General features: G+C 61.8%; 22 protein-coding genes, 1 tRNA gene and 1 pseudogene. 9 read left to right on the forward strand and 15 right to left on the reverse strand.

The genetic code is table 11. The features are described from left to right. Positions 1 to 6 precede the first annotated feature (6 nt). From STHERM_RS10570 to STHERM_RS10585, 4 genes are all read right to left on the reverse strand, one after another. A complete protein-coding gene (locus tag STHERM_RS10570) occupies positions 7 to 513 on the reverse strand; it encodes a regulatory protein RecX (protein WP_237223278.1) in 507 nt (168 codons plus the stop codon). 115 nt (positions 514 to 628) lie between these two features. Beyond that, a complete protein-coding gene (gene rpsI / locus STHERM_RS10575) occupies positions 629 to 1,024 on the reverse strand; it encodes a 30S ribosomal protein S9 (RefSeq protein WP_013314885.1) in 396 nt (131 codons plus the stop codon). Positions 1,025 to 1,036: 12 nt separating this feature from the next. After that, positions 1,037 to 1,462 (reverse strand): 50S ribosomal protein L13, encoded by a 426-nt coding sequence (gene rplM / locus STHERM_RS10580; protein ID WP_013314886.1) that lies wholly within the window; start codon positions 1,460 to 1,462, stop codon positions 1,037 to 1,039. Between the two features lie 81 nt (positions 1,463 to 1,543). Beyond that, positions 1,544 to 1,774, reverse strand: a complete 231-nt coding sequence (locus STHERM_RS10585) for a hypothetical protein (protein ID WP_013314887.1) — start codon at positions 1,772 to 1,774, stop codon at positions 1,544 to 1,546. Between the two features lie 75 nt (positions 1,775 to 1,849). Between STHERM_RS10585 and STHERM_RS10590 the strand changes: the two genes are divergently transcribed. Continuing rightward, the gene (locus tag STHERM_RS10590) at positions 1,850 to 2,089 is read left to right on the forward strand and encodes a ferredoxin (RefSeq protein ID WP_071650348.1); all 240 of its coding nucleotides are present in this window, start codon (positions 1,850 to 1,852) and stop codon (positions 2,087 to 2,089) included. Here STHERM_RS10590 and STHERM_RS10595 read toward each other — a convergent pair. From STHERM_RS10595 to STHERM_RS10630, 8 genes are read right to left on the reverse strand one after another with little or no spacing between them, the layout of a single operon-like run. Further along, positions 2,052 to 2,393: a hypothetical protein gene (locus STHERM_RS10595; protein WP_013314888.1), complete on the reverse strand. Its 342-nt coding sequence runs from the start codon at positions 2,391 to 2,393 to the stop codon at positions 2,052 to 2,054. The genes STHERM_RS10590 and STHERM_RS10595 overlap by 38 nt on opposite strands. Then, entirely contained in the window at positions 2,390 to 3,235 is an 846-nt protein-coding gene (locus STHERM_RS10600; protein WP_013314889.1) for a hypothetical protein, read from the reverse strand. The genes STHERM_RS10595 and STHERM_RS10600 overlap by 4 nt, the downstream gene beginning before the upstream one ends. Beyond that, positions 3,228 to 5,279: an ATP-dependent helicase gene (locus STHERM_RS10605; protein ID WP_013314890.1), complete on the reverse strand. Its 2,052-nt coding sequence runs from the start codon at positions 5,277 to 5,279 to the stop codon at positions 3,228 to 3,230. The genes STHERM_RS10600 and STHERM_RS10605 overlap by 8 nt, the downstream gene beginning before the upstream one ends. Position 5,280: 1 nt before the next feature. Then, positions 5,281 to 5,649: a hypothetical protein gene (locus STHERM_RS10610; protein WP_013314891.1), complete on the reverse strand. Its 369-nt coding sequence runs from the start codon at positions 5,647 to 5,649 to the stop codon at positions 5,281 to 5,283. 4 nt (positions 5,650 to 5,653) lie between these two features. Beyond that, a complete protein-coding gene (gene rimO, locus STHERM_RS10615) occupies positions 5,654 to 6,982 on the reverse strand; it encodes a 30S ribosomal protein S12 methylthiotransferase RimO (protein WP_013314892.1) in 1,329 nt (442 codons plus the stop codon). Between the two features lie 11 nt (positions 6,983 to 6,993). Continuing rightward, positions 6,994 to 8,121 (reverse strand): helix-turn-helix domain-containing protein, encoded by a 1,128-nt coding sequence (locus STHERM_RS10620; RefSeq protein WP_013314893.1) that lies wholly within the window; start codon positions 8,119 to 8,121, stop codon positions 6,994 to 6,996. Between the two features lie 23 nt (positions 8,122 to 8,144). Next, complete coding sequence (locus tag STHERM_RS10625) at positions 8,145 to 8,837, reverse strand: LolA family protein (protein WP_013314894.1); 693 nt, start codon at positions 8,835 to 8,837, stop codon at positions 8,145 to 8,147. 51 nt (positions 8,838 to 8,888) lie between these two features. After that, positions 8,889 to 9,635 carry a UvrB/UvrC motif-containing protein gene (locus STHERM_RS10630; protein ID WP_237223280.1) on the reverse strand — a complete coding sequence of 249 codons (747 nt, stop codon included), beginning with the start codon at positions 9,633 to 9,635 and terminating at the stop codon, positions 8,889 to 8,891. A 108-nt stretch (positions 9,636 to 9,743) separates the two neighbouring features. Between STHERM_RS10630 and pyrH the strand changes: the two genes are divergently transcribed. Continuing rightward, positions 9,744 to 10,436 (forward strand): UMP kinase, encoded by a 693-nt coding sequence (gene pyrH, locus STHERM_RS10635; protein ID WP_013314896.1) that lies wholly within the window; start codon positions 9,744 to 9,746, stop codon positions 10,434 to 10,436. Here pyrH and STHERM_RS10640 read toward each other — a convergent pair. Beyond that, positions 10,411 to 11,370 carry a radical SAM protein gene (locus STHERM_RS10640; RefSeq protein WP_041623634.1) on the reverse strand — a complete coding sequence of 320 codons (960 nt, stop codon included), beginning with the start codon at positions 11,368 to 11,370 and terminating at the stop codon, positions 10,411 to 10,413. The two genes, pyrH and STHERM_RS10640, sit on opposite strands and share 26 nt — an antisense overlap. Before the next feature lie 298 nt (positions 11,371 to 11,668). Here STHERM_RS10640 and STHERM_RS10645 point away from each other — a divergent pair, with 298 nt between their 5' ends. Further along, positions 11,669 to 12,430 (forward strand): Mut7-C RNAse domain-containing protein, encoded by a 762-nt coding sequence (locus STHERM_RS10645; RefSeq protein ID WP_041623636.1) that lies wholly within the window; start codon positions 11,669 to 11,671, stop codon positions 12,428 to 12,430. Between the two features lie 102 nt (positions 12,431 to 12,532). Here STHERM_RS10645 and STHERM_RS10650 read toward each other — a convergent pair whose 3' ends face one another. Next, entirely contained in the window at positions 12,533 to 13,093 is a 561-nt protein-coding gene (locus tag STHERM_RS10650) for a tetratricopeptide repeat protein (RefSeq protein WP_013314900.1), read from the reverse strand. Positions 13,094 to 13,197: 104 nt separating this feature from the next. Here STHERM_RS10650 and STHERM_RS10655 point away from each other — a divergent pair. The 5 genes from STHERM_RS10655 to STHERM_RS10675 all read left to right on the forward strand — a co-directional run bounded on the left by STHERM_RS10655 (position 13,198) and on the right by STHERM_RS10675 (position 18,027). After that, positions 13,198 to 13,281 (forward strand) — tRNA-Leu (locus STHERM_RS10655). Positions 13,282 to 13,322: 41 nt separating this feature from the next. Continuing rightward, complete coding sequence (locus STHERM_RS10660; protein ID WP_013314901.1) at positions 13,323 to 15,176, forward strand: amino acid permease; 1,854 nt, start codon at positions 13,323 to 13,325, stop codon at positions 15,174 to 15,176. A 1-nt stretch (position 15,177) separates the two neighbouring features. Beyond that, a complete protein-coding gene (locus tag STHERM_RS10665; RefSeq protein ID WP_013314902.1) occupies positions 15,178 to 15,858 on the forward strand; it encodes a YjjG family noncanonical pyrimidine nucleotidase in 681 nt (226 codons plus the stop codon). Between the two features lie 42 nt (positions 15,859 to 15,900). Then, a complete protein-coding gene (gene dcd / locus STHERM_RS10670) occupies positions 15,901 to 16,428 on the forward strand; it encodes a dCTP deaminase (RefSeq protein WP_013314903.1) in 528 nt (175 codons plus the stop codon). After that, entirely contained in the window at positions 16,429 to 18,027 is a 1,599-nt protein-coding gene (locus tag STHERM_RS10675; RefSeq protein ID WP_013314904.1) for a putative bifunctional diguanylate cyclase/phosphodiesterase, read from the forward strand. On the opposite strand, the gene STHERM_RS10680 is transcribed toward STHERM_RS10675, so the two are convergent. Then, positions 18,019 to 18,789 (reverse strand): RluA family pseudouridine synthase, encoded by a 771-nt coding sequence (locus STHERM_RS10680; RefSeq protein WP_013314905.1) that lies wholly within the window; start codon positions 18,787 to 18,789, stop codon positions 18,019 to 18,021. The two genes, STHERM_RS10675 and STHERM_RS10680, sit on opposite strands and share 9 nt — an antisense overlap. Positions 18,790 to 18,917: 128 nt before the next feature. On the opposite strand from STHERM_RS10680, the pseudogene STHERM_RS10685 reads away from it, so the two are divergent. Beyond that, positions 18,918 to 20,144: pseudogene (locus STHERM_RS10685) on the forward strand (IS256 family transposase). Positions 20,145 to 20,183 lie beyond the last annotated feature (39 nt).

Genomic DNA, 20,183 nt, shown 5'->3' on the forward strand with positions numbered 1-20,183 from the left:
TTCTACTTATCCCTGTTCTTCCACGTCCTCTCCGGGCTCCTCCTCGAGCAGACGCCGCACTTCCGCGGGCCCGAACCCGCGCCTGGCCATCCGGGCGAATATCCTCTCCCCGGAGACGCCTTGCCTCACGAGGCGCATCACGTACTGTCTCGCACCTTCCCGCAGGGTGGCCTCGTCCCACTCATCCAGGGAGGCCCGGACGGCCTGCGGATCCACCCCCTTCCGGAGGAGCCCCTGCCTGAGGGCACCTCTCCCAAGCGGGCTCTTCCTGGTCCGCAACTCGATCCACGTCCGGGAGTAGACCCGGTCGTCGACCACTCCCCGCGCCTCCAGTGTGTCGAGGAGCGCATCCACCTGTGAGGAGGAGAATCCCTTTCTCAGGAGCTTCGTCCTCAGGTGCCTCCTGGTGTAGAGGTGGCGCCTGAGGAGGGGCTCCAGGTACTCCTCCATGCGGGTTCGTTCATCCCTCGCCGCCAGGTTCGAAAGGCGATCGGCGCGGACACGGACGCCCACCTCCAGGCCCTCCTCCCGGAGGGTCCGCCGCAGAAGACAAAAAAAGGAGCCGTCCGCGAGGTGCACCACTGCGCACCCGGGCGGGGCTCCCTCTTTCTCTATCCCAACGATCAGGTCACCGCTTGGAGAACTGGAAGCTTCTCCTCGCCTTCTTGTGCCCATACTTCTTCCGTTCCACCATCCTCGGGTCACGGGTGAGGAACTTGTTCGCCCGGAGGACCGGTGTGTTCGTTTCGTCGTAGGCCGAGAGGGCGCGCGCGATCCCGTGCCGGATCGCCCCGGCCTGACCGCTGATACCCCCGCCCTTCACGGTGATGTAGAGGCTGAACTTCCCCTCGGTTCCGGTCACGATAAGGGGCTGGCGGACCATGATCCTGTGGTCTTCCCGGGGAAAGTACTCCTCGAGCGTTTTTCCGTTGATGGTGATGGTACCGTCGCCTTCCCGCAGGAAGACACGCGCGACAGAGGTCTTCCTCCTCCCTGTCGCCACTGCAAGATTAATCGTTGCCACGACCTCACTCCCTTATGAAAGGACTACTGGTTTCTGAGCTGCGTGGGGATGCGTCTCCCCGGCGTAGATCTTGACCCTGCGGAAGAGCGCCCTCCCGAGCCGGTTCTTGGGGAGCATCCCCTTGATGGCCTTCTCCAGGGGATAGGTGGGATGTTTCTCCATCACCTGGGAAAAGGTGGCCACCTTGAGACCGCCGGGATACCCGGTGTGCCTGTAGTAGAGCTTCTTCGTCTCCTTGTTCCCCGAAACGACGATCTTGTCGGCATTCACGATGATCACGTAGTCGCCCACCGCCTGATGGGGGACGTAGTAGGGCTTGTGTTTTCCGCGGAGGATCGCCGCCACCTGGGTCGCAAGCCTCCCGAGGGTCTTGCCCTTCGCATCGATGAGATACCACGTGGGCTGTATGTCTTTCGGCTTCAGGAATATGGTCTTCATGCTCCCATCCTCGTGTCAACCAGTATGTGAGCCTCTATAGTTTCACAGAGAGGTTGCCTTGTCAAGGGCCGCGCTGCTGCCCTAGGATTCCCTGGAGGCCCGTTCCCGCTCGAGTTTCCTGGTCTCCGCCCTGTCCTTTATGTCGGCGAGGCCTACCAGGATGGCGATGAGCCCGACGAGAAAGAGGAGGAAGGGCACACCACCCCGCAGGAGTACCAGGAAGTCCTCCCACCACCCGAGGGTCCATGCGAGGGGAAGTACACAGTAGAGCCCGCCTGCCACGAGAAGCAGACCTATGAGTATGGCAACCATCTTCACCTCCTCGTCCTGTACTAGCACAGGGAGAGTGCGTTGTCAATACGCACCTTCCGTGAGTACGTTATACCCATGAGAGTCAAGGTGGATACCGGACGCTGTATCTCCTGCGGCCTGTGCGAGGAGATGCTTCCCGAGGTGTTCAAGGTGGAGGAGAGGGGGGCTTCGGTCATCCTCCCGCACATCGAGGACGAGGATCGGAAGGCGGTGGTGTGGGGGCTGCTGGAAGACTGCCCGGGGGAAGCGCTCACCGTGGAAGGGGAGGAACCGAGGATCATCCCCTTCCATGCCGCTCGACCAGAAAGGCGATGAAACCCACGCCCAGGAGGAGCGGGGGGAGGACGGCGACTGCGATATCGGCGAAGAGGGCCCAGGGGTCGCGCAGGGGGAGGAGCGAGAGGTCGGCGAGTGCGCGGTACACCGCCGCGGCGTAGAGGAAGAGCGTGGCGAGGGAGACGAGGATCCAGGAGGGGCGTTCGGTCTTCCTCCACACGAGGATGGCCCCGATGCAGGCGAGGGTGAGGGCGGCGAGCTCCGCGAGGTGGGGAATCACCAGGCGTTCCATGTCATGAATGTCGGCACGATCGGCCCTCGAGTGGAGGGCCGTTTCGCTCATGGGAAGAGTTCTGCGGACACTTCCTCGGCGGTCCTCCGGAAGAGGGCCCATTCCCCGGGCGAGATCTCGGCCGGGAAGACGCCGGGAACCCCGGGTGAGGGGGAGACGAGGATGCCGCGGGAGAGGAAGCGCCGAAAGAGGGTCGGGTGGTCCCGGGGGGGTTCCTCGAGATAGAGGTAGGGGCCGGTGTGGCGCCAGGGAGGAGGGAGGGCGTCCAGGTAGTGGCCCACCCCTTGGAAGAGGTGGCCCGCCCCGAGGAGGTCGTGGATGCTGCGGGTCATGGCCGCGAGGAGGAGGGGACTCGCGAGGGCATCCGGCACGTCAGGCAGGAGGGACTCCTCGCGTGCACAGAGGACGCCGGGGAGGGCGAGGCCGGGGATGGGGAAGACGGGGATGGCAAGGGGCGTGGGGGGAGGGGGAAGGAAAGGCCGCGCCCAGGCGACGAGAGGGCTGCGGTGGGGCTGGAGGGAGGCGGGGAGGGCGGGGTCGTGGAGGGTGTAGGGGCGCTCGTGGCGGGAGGCGAGGTGGGCGAGGAGGGCTTCGTGGGAGGGGAAGAGACGGAGATGGGGGTGGGTGGGGAGGAAGGCGCGGAGGGCCTTGCGGAGTCGAAAGAGGTAGACCGAGGGAACGCGGAGATAGAGCCCTTTCGAGATCTCGTTCTTGAGCACCCTGCCGACCTGTCCGGGCCGGTGTCCAAGTACCGCCTTTCCTCCCTCTCCGTAGAGGTCGAGGATGCGTTCCCCCTTCTTCGTGTAGAGGCGCCAGCCCCTCGCCCGTTTCACGAAGGGAACCTCGGCGAGGAGGCGTTCCGCTTCCAAGATTTCCTCACGGAGTTCACTCATGCCGTATCCTCTCGAGCGGGGTGTACGAAGGCAGGAACTCGCACGTGTACCCTGTCTCGAAGCGGACCTTCACCACCAGGAGGTTCCCGTTGTGCCGGCGCTCCACCACCATACCGTATCCGTAATCGTCGTGGTAGATCCTGCTCCCTACAGGGAAGTCCTCCTCTTCCTCCTCCTCGTACGAGGGGGAGAGACACTCGGGAGGGATCTCCCTGAGAAACCGTGAGGCCTGCTGGAAGCTCCTCCTGCCCCTGATGTTTCTCGTCTGGGCCCAGCTCAAGAAGAGCCCGTCCTTCGCCCGCGTGAGGGCCACGTAGAAGAGTCTTCGTTCTTCCTCGATATCCTCGGGACTCGAAGCCGCCCATGAGGGAAAGACGCCCTCCTCCAGGCCCGTGATGATGACCTTCGAGAACTCGAGCCCCTTGGTGTTGTGCATGGTGATGAGCACCACCCCGTCACCCGATCCCCTGTCCAGGCTCCCTTCGAGCGCCACGTACTCGAGAAAGGCGAGGAGACCGTCCCTGCCTCCGGGATACGACCGGGCGAGGGCAAGGAGCTCCTGGAGGTTCTCCAGCTTCTGACGGGCGGTGTAGTCGTCGAATCCCTGATAGTAGTCCCAGAGCCCGCTCTCCTTGAGCAGGTCCTCCATCCAGGAAGCGAGGTCCATACGGGAGAGCCGCTCCCCGATGTGATCCAGGAACCGGGCGAACTCCACCATCGAGGCCCCCGCCTTACCCGGGACCACTCCCTCTCGGAGCACCTCCACCAGCGTCGATCCGGTGCCACGCGCGTGCGAGATGATGGCCTCCTGGCTCTTCGCGCCGATCCCCCGGGGCGGCTTGTTGATCACCCTGAGGAAGGAGACCTCGTCACGGGGATTGAGCACCAACCGCAGGAAGGCCAGGAGATCCTTCACCTCCTCCCGCTCATAGAACCGGAGCGATCCCACCACCCGGTAGGGTACCCCTTCCCTCGCGAGGGCGAGCTCGAGCAGCCTGGACTGGTAGTGGGCCCGGTAGAGGACGGCGACGTCCTCCCACCCCTCCTCACGGAGGAACCGTGCCCAGTACGCCGCCTCCTCCTCCGCCGACGGGAACGAGAGGATCCGGATCACATCCCCCCCCTGTCGGATCGGCCTCAGCGTCTTGCCGAGACGCCCCTCGTTGTGGGCGATCACCCCTGAGGCGGCTCTCAGGATGGTCGCGGTGGATCGGTAGTTCGTCTCGAGTCGAACGATGTGAGTACCCTCGAAGGCATCCGGGAAGTCGAGGATGTTCCGCACCTCGGCCCCCCGGAACCGGTAGATCGACTGATCTTCGTCGCCCACCACGCAGAGGTACGTCTCGGGCCCGTAGAGCTCCCTGAGGAGAAAGAACTGCGCCACGTTCGAGTCCTGGTACTCGTCGACCATCACCACCCGGAACGCGGCATGGACCTTGCGCCTCACGTCCTCGTGTTCCTTGAGCAGTCTGAGGGGGAGGAGGATGAGGTCACCGAAGTCCACGTTCCCCGTATCCCTGAGCCGATCCTCGTACCGCGCGTAGAGCTCCGGGAAGTCATCGTCTTCCAGTATGGAGGAGAGGTCATCTTCAGGACCGAGTGCGTAGTCCTTCGCCCTCGAGATCGCCCACGCATAGCGGGAGAGGTGTCGGCGTTGGCTGCCCTCGAGAATCGAAGAGAGGAGCGCGCGTGCATCCTCGTCATCATAGATGGCGAAATCCCGAGCGAGGCCCAGGCGTTCTCCGTAGAGCCTCAGGAGCCAGGCACCGAACGAATGGAAGGTCTTTATCATCACCCCTTCGGTTCGGGGTGAGAGCTGGAGGGCACGCTCGTACATCTCCCGGGCAGCCTTGTTGGTGAAGGTCACCGCAAGGATCGACCGAGCGGGAATACCCAAGGCGTCCACCAGGTAGGCGATCTTGGTGGTGATGACGCGGGTTTTCCCGGAACCGGCCCCTGCGAGTATGAGGAGGGGACTCCCGGAATGAAAGACCGCCTCGCGTTGTTCGGCATTGAGCGTCTCGAGATACGAAAGATCGACCACGCTACCACTCCATGGGCCAGAGGACCTTCCACTCCCCGCCCTCTTTCACGAGATAGAGACTCTCCCGACCTTCCCCTTCGATGAGATAGTCCACCCTGATACGATCCCCCTCTTCCACGACATCCTCGAGCCTGAAGGAGCGCACCGAAAGCGCACTCCTTTCCCCCTCGGGGACGAGGGCCACGAAGGCCTGGAGGAGATCCAGCGAGGGCAAGGTCTGGCGGGCGGCGTACCGCCGCGCCTCTTCGATGTCGAGCGAGACCAGGGCGGTGAGGAACCGTCTCGCCACCTCACGGGGACTGCCGGATGCACACGAGAGGGAAACCGTGACGAACAAGACGAGGGAGAGGAGCCCCAGGCCCTTCTTCATGGGACTATTGTGACAGACAAACCCCTTCCAGATCAATGCCGTTCCGCTTAAGCACCCTCGCCCGTACGACGCGGCCGGGCTCGAGCCCTTCACCGTGCACCACCACGAGCCCGTCCACTTCCGGTGCCTGGAAGGCCGAACGCGCGAGGGCCATATCCTCCCCCTCGATCCGTTCCTCCACCAGGACCTCACATTCCCTTCCCACCCATCGCTCGAGTCGTTCACCGGTGATCCCCTCCTGGAGGCGCTCGAGATCCTCCTTCCTCCGCTCCGCCCGCTCCAGTCTCACCCCGGCCTTACGACCTTCCTCCCGGTGCCACGCTTCCGCGGGGGTACCCTCCTCGGGTGAATACACGAAGAATCCCGCCCAATCGAGCCGCACCTCTTCGAGGAACCGCGCGAGGGCATCCAGGTCCTCCTCTTCCTCTCCCGGGAACCCGAGGAGGAAGGTCGATCGCACCACCACGTCGGGCAGCGAGTCCCTCAATGCGTGCACGAGTTCGGCGTACCGCTCGGCATCGCCCCTTCTCCCCATTCTCCGGAGGAGGCGCGCCGAGACGTGCTGGAAGGGAAGGTCCACGTAGGGAAGGAGGCGTCGGTCCTGCCCCATGAGGCGAAGGATCTCCCATGGGAAATGATCTGGATGTATGTAGAGGAGCCTCACCCAGAAGTCGCCCTGCAGCTCGAGTATGCGTTCGAGGAGGCCAAAGAGGCTTCCACCCCTCTCCTTGCCGTACGAGCCCAGGTCCTGGGCCACCAGATTCACCTCGCGTATCCCTTCCCCGAGGAGGCCCTTCACCTCCTGGACGATCTCCTCTTCGGGCCGGCTCCAAAACCGCCCGCGGATGAGCGGGATGGCACAATACGAACACCGGTTGTCGCAGCCCTCGGCCACCTTCACGTAGGCGCTCCCTGGAAAGGAGAGCAGGCGCTTCCTCCGGACATGTGCGGGCCGCCGGGCCTGAGGCGTCCACACCACCCTCCTGCCCTCCATCACCTGCCGGGCTGCATCCACCACTGCGGAGAGGTCGGCGTTCCCCAGCACTCCATCCACCTCCTCCATCTCCTCCCCCAGCTCTCTCCCGTACCGTTGAGCGAGACACCCCGTGAGGAGGATCCGCTTGTCCGGAAAACGTTCCCTGAAGAGGAAGGCGGTCTCCAGCGACTCCTCCTTCGCATCCCTGATGAACCCGCAGGTGTTCACCACAATGAGATCGGCCTCGGCAGGGTCCTCCACCAGCTCCCACCCGGCATCGAGAAGGAGCGAGATGATGACTTCGGCATCCACCTGGTTTTTCGCGCAGCCGAGTGGTTCGAGATAGAAAGAAGGCATGGATCTCTCCGTCAGTACGCCGGCACCAGTTCCAGATGGTACGAGCCGTTCTCCGTGTTCCTCACCCAGGTGAGAAGCCATACAGCCACCTCACCCACCTCCCCCAGCTTCATCTCCACACCGCCCACCCGTGCGGTGACCACCCCGGCGTTGGAGAGCCACAACCAGGCCTGCTGGCGCATACTCGCCCTGAAGACATCCCCCCGCTGGAAGAAACGCTCCACCACCTCGCCGTCGTCCACCTTGCTTCTGAAGAGCACGGGACCCCTGAAGGAGAGTTCGAGCATCACGATATCCTGCACATCCGCGGAGAGCACCACCTGGGAGGAAAGCCGGCGCCCCTCCTCGAGCGTGGAACCGATGGGAGCGAGGAGAGGAACCCCCTCCTTCACCTCCTCCACCGCCACCTCCCGGGTCTGCCCGCCCTCCACCAGGACCTGCGGCCCCTCCACATGGCGGTCCAACCGCACCACGGCCTCGGCCCCCTCCTCCCCTCTCCTTATCTCCCTCACGAGCACCGCCAGATCGGGCTTCCCGTCCCCGGAAACGTCCAGTCGTGCCGATGCCCCTCTCTCCAAGGGGAACTCCCCTTCCTCCGTCTTCACGAGGAGGGTCTCGGCTCCGAAACGCTCGAACGAGAACCGATGGTCCTCTTCCCCCACACGCATCACCACCGCATCACCCTCACGGAAAACCCCCTCCATCACCTCCTCCTGGAAGCGCACCCCCCGCTCCTGCGGGGCCTCGGACGGGCGAGGCACACGAGCCGCCTCGGCGGCCCCCCCCCGGGGAAAGACGAAGTACCCTCCCACGCCGACACCGATCACCAGCAGGACCACGAGGAGGATCCACCATGGGAACGAACGAGGACGCCCCACCAGATCCTCTATCGGGGGCTCCTGTTCCTGAAGTCGAATGTTCCGATAGAGACTCACCATACGCTGCGGATCGAGGCCCAGGTACTCCGCATAGGACTTCAGGAAACCCATCAGATACGTCTCACCGGGAAAGGCGGAGAAGTCCTCCGCTTCCAGTGCCTCAAGGTAGCGCCTCAGGATGAATGTATCCTTTTCCGCCTGGTAGAGGGAGATCCCCTTCTCTTCTCTCGCGTTCTTCAACACGGCACCGAGCGATTCCATGAGCCTCCCCCGATCTCACATCCTCAGGATTCAGGATTGAAAAGGAAATTGTAATAGACATTCGCCGAAGGCGGAGAATCGTATTCGAACCTCGCATCAGGGAGATTCTGATTCACCCTGATGTTCACGAAATCGAAGGTAACCTCCTGGTAGTCCACGGTGACTCCCTTGAGACGCCTCATGTACCCATCCTGCCCCACGCTCATGATGATCTGCCGGAACCCCACCCGTGTGGAACGCCAGGTGAGGTTGAGCTTCACCACGGGTTCGGGAGAGCCCTTCCCCGCGGCCACCAGTTCCTCCGGATCGAGACTCACATACCCCGGGCCCTCGAGATAGGCGATGGAATAGTTCCGCCTCAAGAGGGCGAGCCCCTCTCCCGTTGCGAGCTGGAGACCGGATCCGGAGAGACTCTGCTGGAGCACCACGCGTTCCGACGGCACATAGATGAGGAGTTCCTCTCCCGTGCTCACGAGGACCTGATCCTCGGGTTCCGAGAAGTCGATCCTGAGCTTGCCGGGTCGCTTGTAGAACAGAGTGCCTCTCATCACCGACTGGGGCGTGGTTATGGTGATATCCGCCACATAGTCCTTGATCTGGGCATACCGTTGGGCCACCTGCTCGAAAAACTGCTGTGCGGTGAGGACCTCCTGACCCACGAGACCCCCCGTCACCCATAACACACACACCCAGGCTGCCGTCAGCCGTTTCACCATGGAGAACTCCTTCGAGATAACCATCTTTGCGTATAGGGAGCCCTTTGTCAATCAGGAGGAATCCTGGGAAAGGCGACGGAGCATGTCCCGGATCTCGGCGGCCTTCTCGTAATTCTCCTTCTCGAGTGCGCTCTGGAGCTGCGCCCTGAGTCGGGCTGCCGGATCCGCCTCCATCTCCTCTATCTCAGCCGATACCGTGGTGAGATAGGAAATCGAGCGTAACTTCTCGAAGAAGAAGATCGGAGAATCCAGATCCTCCATTCCCTGGAGCTGGGAGAGGGCTTCGCCGAGCACCGTACGGGCTGCCTCATGATCCTCCTCCTTGAGAGACACCATCGCCCGGGCCACGGCATGCATCCTGAGAAGATAGGGCCAGTACTGGAGGAGTTCCCTCGCCTCCTCATGGGGATAGAAGGACTCCACCAGGGAGAAGATCTCCATATTGTGGGCAGTATCCTCCACCACCCGTTCGAACTCTCCTATCTGGAAGAGGTGGAGATAACGATAGTAGAAGAGCACCGCCTCCTGATGGAGGGCATCGAACTCCTCCTTCCCGAGAGCGAAGCCCGCTTCGCTCCCCTGTTCCCGGATCCAATCCTCCTTCCTGGCCTTCACCATATCGAGGACCGTAGGATACCCCCCGGGCCTGAGACCGTCGGGACGGCCCTCCACCTCGTACTGCTCGATCCCAAGGGGCAGCCGCACCTGGAGCAGGGGTCTCCCATCGACACCCTCTATGAGACGCACATTGTGCTCAGGATCATACGGCCACTCGAGGAGCACGGCAGAGATGTCCATATGTACAATATACTCACAGCGGAGACTGGATTCCACCTCCGGTTCCTTGGCATTCGATCCCTTTTCGTATAGCGTAACAGGAAGAACCATCTACACCAGAGGGAACACATGGACAAGACCATCGTCATGTCGCTCGGGGGCTCCATCGTGGCCCCTGACGGAGTGGATGCGGAGTTTCTCTCGATCTTCCGGCACCACATCACCTCCTTCCTCGAGGAACACGATGGGGTCCGACTCATCCTGGTGGTGGGAGGAGGAGGACCTGCACGACGCTATCAACAAGCCTTTCGAACGATCACCGGCTCGGACGACCACGCCCTCCTCGACTGGATAGGGATCGCCGCCACCAGGCTCAACGCAGAACTCCTTCGAGCCCTGTTCCATCCTCTCTGCGCCGATCCTGTGGTCACGGACCCCACCGCCGAAATCCCGTTCACCGGTCGAATCCTGGTGGCTTCCGGGTGGAAACCGGGCTTCTCCACCGATTTCGACGCGGTACTCCTCGCGGAGCGTTTCGGGGCCCGGACGCTCCTCAACCTTTCCAACATCGCCATGGTCTACTCGGACGATCCCCGCACCAACCCCGACGCCACCCCCCTTCCCCGTCTCTCATGGAAGGAGTTCAGGGCCATGGTGGGTGACGAGTGGACGCCGGGGAAGAACGTGCCCTTCGATCCGGTGGCCGCACGCAAGGCCCACGAAGGGGGGCTTTCGGTGATCATCGCCGCAGGGAAGGACATCGAGAACCTCTCGGCCATCCTCGAAGGACGTCCTTTCAGGGGAACCGTGATCGAATCCTGAGCCACCCCTCGAGCGGCACGGCGAGATCGGGGTCGAACGGGGACTCCCTGGTGAAATCCGGGACGAGGGAAGGACCTTCAGGATACTCCTGCAGGAACCCCTCGTCCACCTCATACTCCTCGAGCATCCTGAGCACCTCCTCGTATTCCCGCACGGTGAGACGTCTCGTGAGCGGGAGGGGGAAGGAGGCACCGGTATCCGTCGCCTTGCCCGCAGGATCGTACTGCACCATGAGGGAGAGGATGGCCCGGCCTTCCGCGTGCTCCTTCCACCATGCGAGCACTCGCTCCGTGGCCTCGAGGGCCCCGGGGAGCACGAGATGCCGCACGATCACCCCCTGGAGGAGTCGGTCACCATCCCACACAAGGGGTCTCCGGCGAATCATCGCCCGTACCGCCCGCTCCGCCACCTCGGGATAGTCAGGGCTTCCGAAGACATCCACCGCAATCCCCCGATCGAGTGTCTTGAGATCGGGAAGGAACACGGACACGTGGGGGAAGAGGAGTTCGAGGGATTCCTCTCGCTCATACCCGGAGGAGTTCCAGACCACCGGGAGTCGGAGCCCCTGATCCCGCGCACGCGAGAGCCCCTCCACCACGGAAGGGATGAAGTGCGTGGCGGTCACCAGATTGATACAGGAGGCCCCTCCCTCTTGGAACTCCAGGCAGAGCGAGGCGAACTCGTCCTCGGAAACCTCCCACCCTACACCACCTGAGGATATCTGGTGGTTCTGACAAAACGGGCACCCGAGTGTGCAACCGGTGAAAAAGAAGGTACCGGCCCCCGTCCCTCCCACGAGCGGAGGCTCCTCACCCCTGTGATAGACGCACGCCGCAAGGCGCATCTTCACCCCTTCACCACAAAACCCCCTCTTCACCCGCCTGTCCACCCTGCAGCGTCGGGGACAGAGCTCACATCCTTCGTAGACACACACGAGGTCTCCCTCCCTGTCCTGATTCGTCGAACGAAAAAAGCCAGCTGTCGAGCTGGCTTTCTCAGGGTGGCAGAGGAGCTCAACGCTCGTGACCACGCCCTCGCTTTTTCCTAATCGAAACACATTTGAAATCTCTCGTCGCACTCTGCCGCCGGCTCACCGCCGGCCTTCTCTCTTGGGTGGTGTCATCACACCCTCCCTTACTTCAAGTATAACCCTCCTCTCAGCCGCTGTCAAACGAAACTTCATCAAGGGAAGGGATGCATCTCTTCCGGAAACATCGTATACTTTTCGTCACATGGGGCCCGCCCATCCTCTCACGATCCGATGCTATGCCGAACTGAACGACTTCCTTCCGCCTCACCTGCGGCAGAAGGACATCCCCTATACGGCCTCCGAGGGGGAATCGGTGAAGCACATCCTGGAGGTGCTCGGCATCCCGCACGTGGAGGTGGACCTCGTCCTCCTCGACGGAGAACCGGTGGACTTCTCTGCCGTCCCCCGCTCCGGCCAACGGCTGGCGGTCTTTCCCGTGTTCGAGACGTTCGACATCTCGGGCATCTCCCCCCTCTCAGGACGTCCCCTCCGCATCCCGCGGTTCGTGCTCGACGTACACCTAGGGAAGCTCGCCCGGCTCCTCAGAATCTGCGGATTCGACAGTCTCTATGAACGGGATGCCGAAGATCTCGACATCGTACGCCGGGCCCACGAAGAGCGGAGGATCATCCTCACTCGCGACAGGGCCCTCCTCATGAGGAAGGAGGTGACACACGGCTATTGTGTTCGGTCGGATATCCCCCGCACCCAGCTGGAAGAGGTGATACGCCGCTTCCACCTTGAACGCAACGTCCAACCTTTCTCCCGCTGTCCCCTCTGCAATACCCCGCTTTCCCCCGTCCACCCCGCCGAGGCCCCCGTCACCTGTCCCTCCTGCGGAAAGACCTATTGGAAAGGGTCACACTACAGGAACCTCTTCATCCTCCTCCAGCGCCTGGACCTCGTTCCCCGCCCGGATGGACGTCCCGGAGCAGATAGTGGAGACGCGCCTTCGCATTCCTGATATACTGCTCGTATCGTCGAATGAGCGCCCTGTAGTGTTCTATCTCGCGCTCCCAATGGGCGATCTTCTCCTCGAGCTGCCGGACCTCGTACTCTTCCTCCCTCATGAGGACATCCTCCTGCTCCCCCTCAGACTTCTGAAGCGCTCCCTCGCCTCTCGCTCCTTCTCCTCGTCCCCCAGCTCCTCATAGGTATCCGCGAGATTGAACCAGGCGTCCTCGTACCCTGGATCGAGCTCCACCGCCTTCTCAAAACAGGTCCTCGCCTCCTCGTACCGCTCCTTCACAAAGGACAAGACGCCCAGCACATTCCAGGCCCGCGCGGACGTTGGCTCCTTCTCCACGGCCCTCCTGCACAGGGCCTCGGCCTCGTCGAGTCGTCTCATCTCGAAGAGACAGTAAGCGAGTTCCAAGAGATACTCAGGTTTCTCCTCCGTGGAGACCGTGAGGGCGTTCCGCAGGGCCCGCTCCGCTGCTCCGTAGTCCCCCATACCCTCATACGCTATGGCGAGGTTGTAGTGGAGATCACCTGCGTTGGGCCGTTGCTGAATGAGGTTCTCCAGTATCCGGGCCGCCTCCACGAATTCCTTCCGTTCCGTGAGCTCCACGGCCCGGAGGTTGAGCTCGGCCACTGTACGATCGTCTACCGTGCTCTCAGGTGCCATGGCTCTTCCTCCCTCCTAAAATAATTGTAATCAGGAGATGGGGTCTTTGCAAACAAGATTGACATGATCCACACTCATACGATAGCCTGATACCATGCACATACGCCGGCGTGGCGGAACCGGGAGACGCGGCAGACTCAAAATCTGCTGGACGCATGTCCGTGTGGGTTCGAGTCCCACCGCCGGCACGAACCTCTCCTCCCCCTATCTCCTGCCTGAGAGGTGACGCATGTCCCTGAAAAAAGGTCTTTCCACCCTCGAGGTCTTCAGCATCGCCACAGGAGCCATGATAAGCTCCGGGCTCTTCGTGCTCCCCTCCATCATCTACCGCGAGGCGGGAGTCGGACTCAGCCTCTCGTACCTCCTCGCAGGCTTCCTCCTCCTCCCTGCGGTCTTTTCCCAGCTCGAACTCTCCACCGCCATGCCGAAGGCAGGTGGCAACTATCTCGCGGTGGAGAGGATCCTGGGCACGGCCGCCGGGGTGGTGGCAGGGATCACCAATTGGCTCGCCATCAGTCTCAAAGCGGGGTTCGCCCTCATCGGGATAGGCACCTTCATGACCCTCCTCTTCCCCCACCTCACCGAACAGGAGATCAAGCTCATCGCCATGGGAGCTTGCATCTTCTTCACTCTCCTCAATATCGTGAGCGTGGAATCCTCGGGCAAGGCGCAAGTAATCATGGTGGGAGGACTCCTCGCGATCCTCGCTGCCTACATCCTCCTCGGATACAGAGCCATGGACTTCTCCAACTTCGTGAAGGCCCCGGCCGGTGACATCCACAGGATCCTGGGGGCGGCAGGCACGGTGGTGATCTCCTATGGCGGCATCACCAAAGTAGCAAGCATCGCCGAGGAGGTGAAGGACCCCGGAAAGAACCTGGTACGGGGCATTATGCTCTCCTTCTGGGTGACTATCGCCTTCTACGCACTCGCCGTACTCGTAACCCAGGGACTCCTCTCGCACGAGGAACTCACCTCCACCTACACCCCCATTTCCACCGCTGCAGGCAAGCTGGTGGGCCCGGTGGGCGTATGGCTCACGGGCCTCTCGGCCCTCCTCGCCTTCATCACCACGGCGAACGCGGGGATCATGACCGCCTCCCGCAACCCCCTCTCCATGGCGCGAGACGGCCTTCTCCCCTCCTTCTTCGGTCGCGTCTCCGGGAAGACCGGCACCCCCATCCCCTCGATCCTCACCACCTCCGCCGTCATCCTCGCCGTGGTGGCGGGGCTCTCCATCGAGAACTTCGCGAAGGTGGCCTCGCTCTTCATGCTCTTCACCTACATCCTCACCAACCTCTCGGTCATCGTGATGCGATATGCAGGCCTGGTGAACTACCGCCCCACCTTCAGGAGTCCCTTCTTCCCCGTACTCCACATCATGAGCATCGTAGTATACGCCATCCTCATCGTCGACATGGGAGCCCTCACCATCGCCATTGCAGGAGGGATCATCCTCCTCTCCCTCCTCTGGTACCTGGTCTACGCACGCACCCAGTCGAGGCGACGGTCGGCCTTCCTCCACATGGTGGCCCGCCTCACCAACAAGGAGATCGCAGGCGACGACCTCGAGGAAGAGCTCCTCTCCATACTCCTGGAACGCCACGATATCGTGGAAGACGAATTCGACAGACTCATCCGCGAGGCATGGATCCTCGATATGGAGCGGCCGTCCACCCAGGAGGAGGTCTTCGAGATCCTCGCCCAGGCCATCTCGGAACGGATCGACATCCCCGTGGAGACGGCCCGCGAGAAACTCCTCACCCGCGAACAGGAGGCCTCCACCATCATATTCCCGGGTATCGCCGTGCCGCACGCCATACCCCACATCGTGGTGGAGGGTGAGGGCACCTTCGCGGTCTTCATCGTGCGCAACGTACACGGTATCACCTGGAACGACCAGACCGTATACACCGCCTTCTGTCTCGCCGGAAGCAAGGACAAGAGGGACCTCCACCTGAGGGCCCTCATGGCCATCGCCCAGATCGTGCAGACCAGAATCTTCACAGAGGAATGGCTCAAGGCACGCAATCCCCAGGAACTCAAGACCATCCTCCTCCTTGCGGAAAGGAAGCGCACCTGACATGAAGAACCGCTACCGCATGATCTTCTTCGATCTGGACGGCACCCTCCTCGACTACGCACGGGCCGAGGCATGGGCCCTCGAGCAGGCCGTGCGGGAGACCGGCCTCGAATGGGCCCCCGAGGTGCTGGAACGCTACCGGCGCGCCAATGCCGAACTCTGGAGGGCCCTCGAGCAAGGACGAACCGACGCTGCCACGCTCACCCGTCGGCGCTTCCAGGAAGCCATCCCCTCCCTCTCCGACCGCGAGGCGGAGCGTCTCAACGGCATCTATCTCTCCCACCTGGAGCAGGCGGGATTCCTCCTCCCCCACGCGAAGGAGACCCTCCTCTTCCTCTCCTCCCGGTACCGCCTCGGCGCCCTCTCCAACGGCTTCTCCCGCATCCAGAGATCCCGGCTCAGGGCCGCAGGGATCGACAGCCACCTCGCCTACGTCCTCACCTCGGAGGACGCCGGAACCGCGAAACCTGATCCCGCCTTCTTTGCCCGGGCTCTCAGGGACAACCGCCTCCGGCCGGGGGAGGCCCTTATGGTGGGCGACTCCCCCACCTCCGACATCGCAGGCGCCCTCGGCGCAGGCATGGATTCCTGCTGGATCTCACCCGGAGACGATCGCCCCCCGATTCCCCGCCCCACCTATCGGATCAGGAACCTCGAGGAACTCCGTGCCATCCTCGGCTGACCGCTTGCCCCGGCCCAGGTTTACGGGTACAATCTCTCCGCCATGATACTTTCAGGGAAAGAGATAGAAAAACGACTCGGAAGGGACATCTTCATAGAGCCGTTCTCCGAGAGGCAGCTCAACCCCAACAGCTACAACCTGAGGCTCCACAACGAGCTGCTCGTGTACACCACGCCCGTCCTGGACATGAGGAGGCCGAACCCCACCGAGCGCCTCGTCATCCCCGAGGAGGGGCTCCTCCTCGAACCGGGACGGCTCTACCTCGGGCGGACCGTGGAGTATACCAGGACCTACAACCTGGTCCCCATGCTGGAAGGCCGCTCTTCCGTGGGGAGGTTGGGCCTCTTCATCCATGTCACCGCAGGGTTCGGAGACGTGGGGTTCGAAGGGTACTGGACCCTCGAGATGTTCTGCATCCAACCGATAAAAATCTACCCTGGTGTTGAAATCTGTCAGATCTACTACCATACTATAGAGGGAGACTATGAGCCGTACCGGAGCAGGAAATACCAGAAGAACACCGGTATCCAGCCGAGCCTCCTGTACACCGAGTTCGAGGAGATGCGATAGATGGTCCCTCTCACCCCACTCTCCATCCTCCTGCTGGAAGGCACCATGAACGACGACAGGGACGACCGCCCTCTGCTCGACCGCGACGACGTACCAGAGGACATCAAGGCCGAGCTCATCCTCTTCCGCAAGCAGAACCGTATCCTCCAGAGCAAGCTCGCCTATCTCATCGCCCAGAACAAGAAGCTCAAAGATCTCCTGGAGAAACACAAACGGGCCAAGGAGATCGCGGAGTACAAACTCTCCATCCACCCCGTCACCGGACTCCCTAATCACTACAGAATGAGCCAGGATCTCCCCTTCATCCTCCGGAAATCCCAGGAGGAGCACCAGGTGGCCCTCTTCATCGTGAAGCTCGACCGCTCGTACAACATGCTCTCGAAGACGCTCAAACCCACCATGACGGAGTGGATACTCTACCAGACGGGCATGAGGATCGCCCAACTCGTGGGGACAGAGAACCACCTCTACCATACTCGTGAGGACGAGTTCATCGTAGTGGCCACCACCCTCACCACAGAGGAGGAGATCATCAGCCTCGCGAGGGAGATCTCGCAGACCGTGAAGCGCCCCCACATCTTCTCCGGATACCACATATCGATAGGGAGCTACATCGGGATCGCCCTCTACCCGGATCACGGCTTCAACAAACACACCCTCCTCCACAATGCGGACATCGCCATGGAATATGCCATGGAGCAGAACACCTCCTTCGAGATCTTCAAGGACGAGCTCCGCGAACGGGTGGTGGAACGCATGGACCTCCAGCAGTTCCTCATCAAATCACTCGAGGCCCAGGCCATACTCGAGATAAAGAAACAGTTCGACCTCTTCTTCCAACCCATTCTCACCCTCGAGCCCACAGGGGAGAAGCGGTGGAGGATCACCAGGATCGACGCAGAGGCCCTCATCCGCTGGCATCATCCGACCAAAGGACTGCTCCTCCCGAACAAGTTCATCCCCGTGGCCGAGGAAACCGGTGTCATCATGCTTCTGGGCACCTGGGTCCTCTACACCGCGGCGGATACCTTGCGGGAATGGGAAATCCTCGGATCCAGGAAGCCGCTCATCTCCATCAATATCTCTCCGGTCCAGTTCGCCAACACTAACCTTGAGGAGTCCATCGCAAAGGTACTGGAGAGCAGGGAGATAGACACCTCCCACCTTATGCTTGAGCTCACCGAGAACGTGGTGATGCAGGATCCCATGGAATCCATCAAGAAGATGCAGAGGATCCGGGAGTACGGGATCAAGTTCGCCCTCGACGACTTCGGAACAGGGTACTCCTCCCTCAACTACCTCAAGTCGTTCCCCATATCGTATCTCAAGCTCGACAGGACCTTCTTCAAGGACACCCCGGAGAACGCATACGACAAGGCTATCGTCCGCTCCGTCATCACCCTCGCGAGAGAACTCTCATTGGGAGTGATCGCGGAAGGGGTGGAGACAGAGGCACAGTGCGAGTTCCTCCTCGAAGAAGGCTGTACCACGATCCAGGGCTTCCTCTTCAGCAGGCCCCGGGACAGCGAGAGTTTCCTCCACTTCGTCCAGAACTGGCTCGACAGGGAAGTGGAACTCCCCTCCACCCCCCTAACCTGAGAGCACCCCCGCGGAGGGAGGGTGAAGGAGGTCGCTCACCCAGTCCACCTCGTCCCAGAAGGCGTAGCGGTACTCGCGACGAAAGTGTGCATCCTGACGGGCGAATTCCTCCCAGAGGGAATCGGCGGGAGGATCCGCCGTGATCACCACCCGTTCCCCAGTGAAGGGGTGGATAAAGGCGAGGAGCCTCGCATGGAGATGGATGCCTCCTCCCCGGTTGGTGCGCTTCGCCCCGTACTTTATGTCCCCCTTTATATGACACCCGAGGGCCGAGAACTGGGCCCGTATCTGGTGATGCCGTCCGGTATGGAGACGCACCACTACGAAGAAGTAGCGATCCCCTGAACCGATCACCTGGTAGGAGAGGCGTGCGTACTCGCTCCCCTCCTTCTTCTCCGCAAAGGCGAAGGACTTGTTGATCCTCCGATTCTCCACGATGTAGTGCTCCACCGTGTCGCTCGGAAGAGGAGGAGGGGCATCGAGGACCGCCCAATAGAGCTTGTAGACACCTCGTCTCCGGAACAGGTGGGAGAACTTCCCCGCCGCCTTCCTGTGCCTGGCGAAGAGCACGATTCCACTCGTGGGACGATCCAGGCGGTTCACGAGGTGGAGCCTCGGAGGGGCCTCGGCTCCGTCTCTCATCCGCAGGTGCTCGAGGAGGGACTCCTGGAGCGTCCCTTCCATCACGCTGTTCTGCTGGACGAGCTCCTCTCCGGTCTTGTTCACCGCGATGATGTGTGCATCCTCGTAGATGATATCCACGTCTCCCTCCCTGGGGATAAAGGTGACATCTTATGGGCCTGTAACATCGAGTGTTGAAAAACGCGGGGAAAAAAGATAAGGGGTATCTCCCACCACACTAATCCTTTATTTCAAGGAGGAGATACCCCATGAAGCGCGGCAAGACACGCGCACTGACTGAGACACAGTATACCCTCTCTGGCCTCATGAAGCAAGTAGAGGCCCAGCTCCGGGAGGAGGTACGCCACACCTACAAGACGTACCTGGAGCACCTCCTTGAGGCACTGAGAGAGGAGGCAGTAGGGCGACCGCGATATGCACGAGAGGAGGCCGGGGAGGCACCGTACTACCGGTACGGCTACAGGAAGTGGAAGAGGGTGCAGACCCCATGGGGGCCGATCGAGGAGGTACGCGTGCCCCGGATCCGCACCGGCGGGGGGAAGGAGGTGAAGTTGGTGACCTCCGAGCAGAGGCTCGTGGCCCTCACCGAGCAGCTCCTCCTTGGGTATGTGGGAGGGATGAGCGCGCGGAGATATGCCATCCTGTTACGGGAGTGAGGGATAGGCGAGGCCCACCCGCAGACGATCTTACGGATCATAAAGCGTCTTCGTGAGGAGAAGGAGCGGTGGCGGAGGCGGCCGCTTAGTGGGGTGAAGGCGCTCGTGCTGGATGGGGTGTGGGGAAAGCTGAGGGGAAAAGGGAGGAAGGGGCTGGTGATCTTGAGTGCCGTGGGGGTGAAGGAGGACGGGTCTCATGAGCTCCTCGACTGGGTCGTTGCGGAGCGGGAGGACCGAGCGAGCTACGAGCGACTGCTTACCAGGCTCTATGAGCGGGGGCTTTATGAGGTGGAGCTGGTGGTGGCCGATGAGGCTGAGGGGATCTGGCAGGCCGTGGAGACGGTGTATCCTGAGGCGAAGAAGCAGGTATGCCTCTGGCACCTTGAGCGGACGCTCCTCAATGAACTGAGAGGTAAGGAGAAGAGGCACGTACAGGAGAGGCGGCGGGCATTTCGGGACGCCTACCGGAAGCTTTTGGCGGCACGAGAGAAGGAGGAGGCGGAGAAGGCCCTTGAGGGGTTCTGGAAGGAGTGGGGAGCCCGTGCGCCGCGGATGACGGCTGCACTCCTGTGGCGGAAGGACCGACTGTTCTCCTATCTGGAACTGCCCTATGAGTGGAAGGAGAAGGTGAGGACGAACGCCCTTGTGGAGAATCTCTTTCGGCACATGAGGACATTTCTTCGACGGTATCCTGGGTATATGAGCCGTGCCCATGCGGATGAGGTGGTAGGCCTCTACGTGGTGGGCATGCAGATACACTCGCAGTGTGGGAGACGCACCCCTTATCAGCTCCAGCTCAATTTCAACACTCCTCCTTGACAGTGCCCATCATTTCCTGCTCTTGACAAACCCCCCATT

The organism is Spirochaeta thermophila DSM 6192, from assembly GCF_000147075.1.
Classification (GTDB): domain Bacteria; phylum Spirochaetota; class Spirochaetia; order Winmispirales; family Winmispiraceae; genus Winmispira; species Winmispira thermophila_A.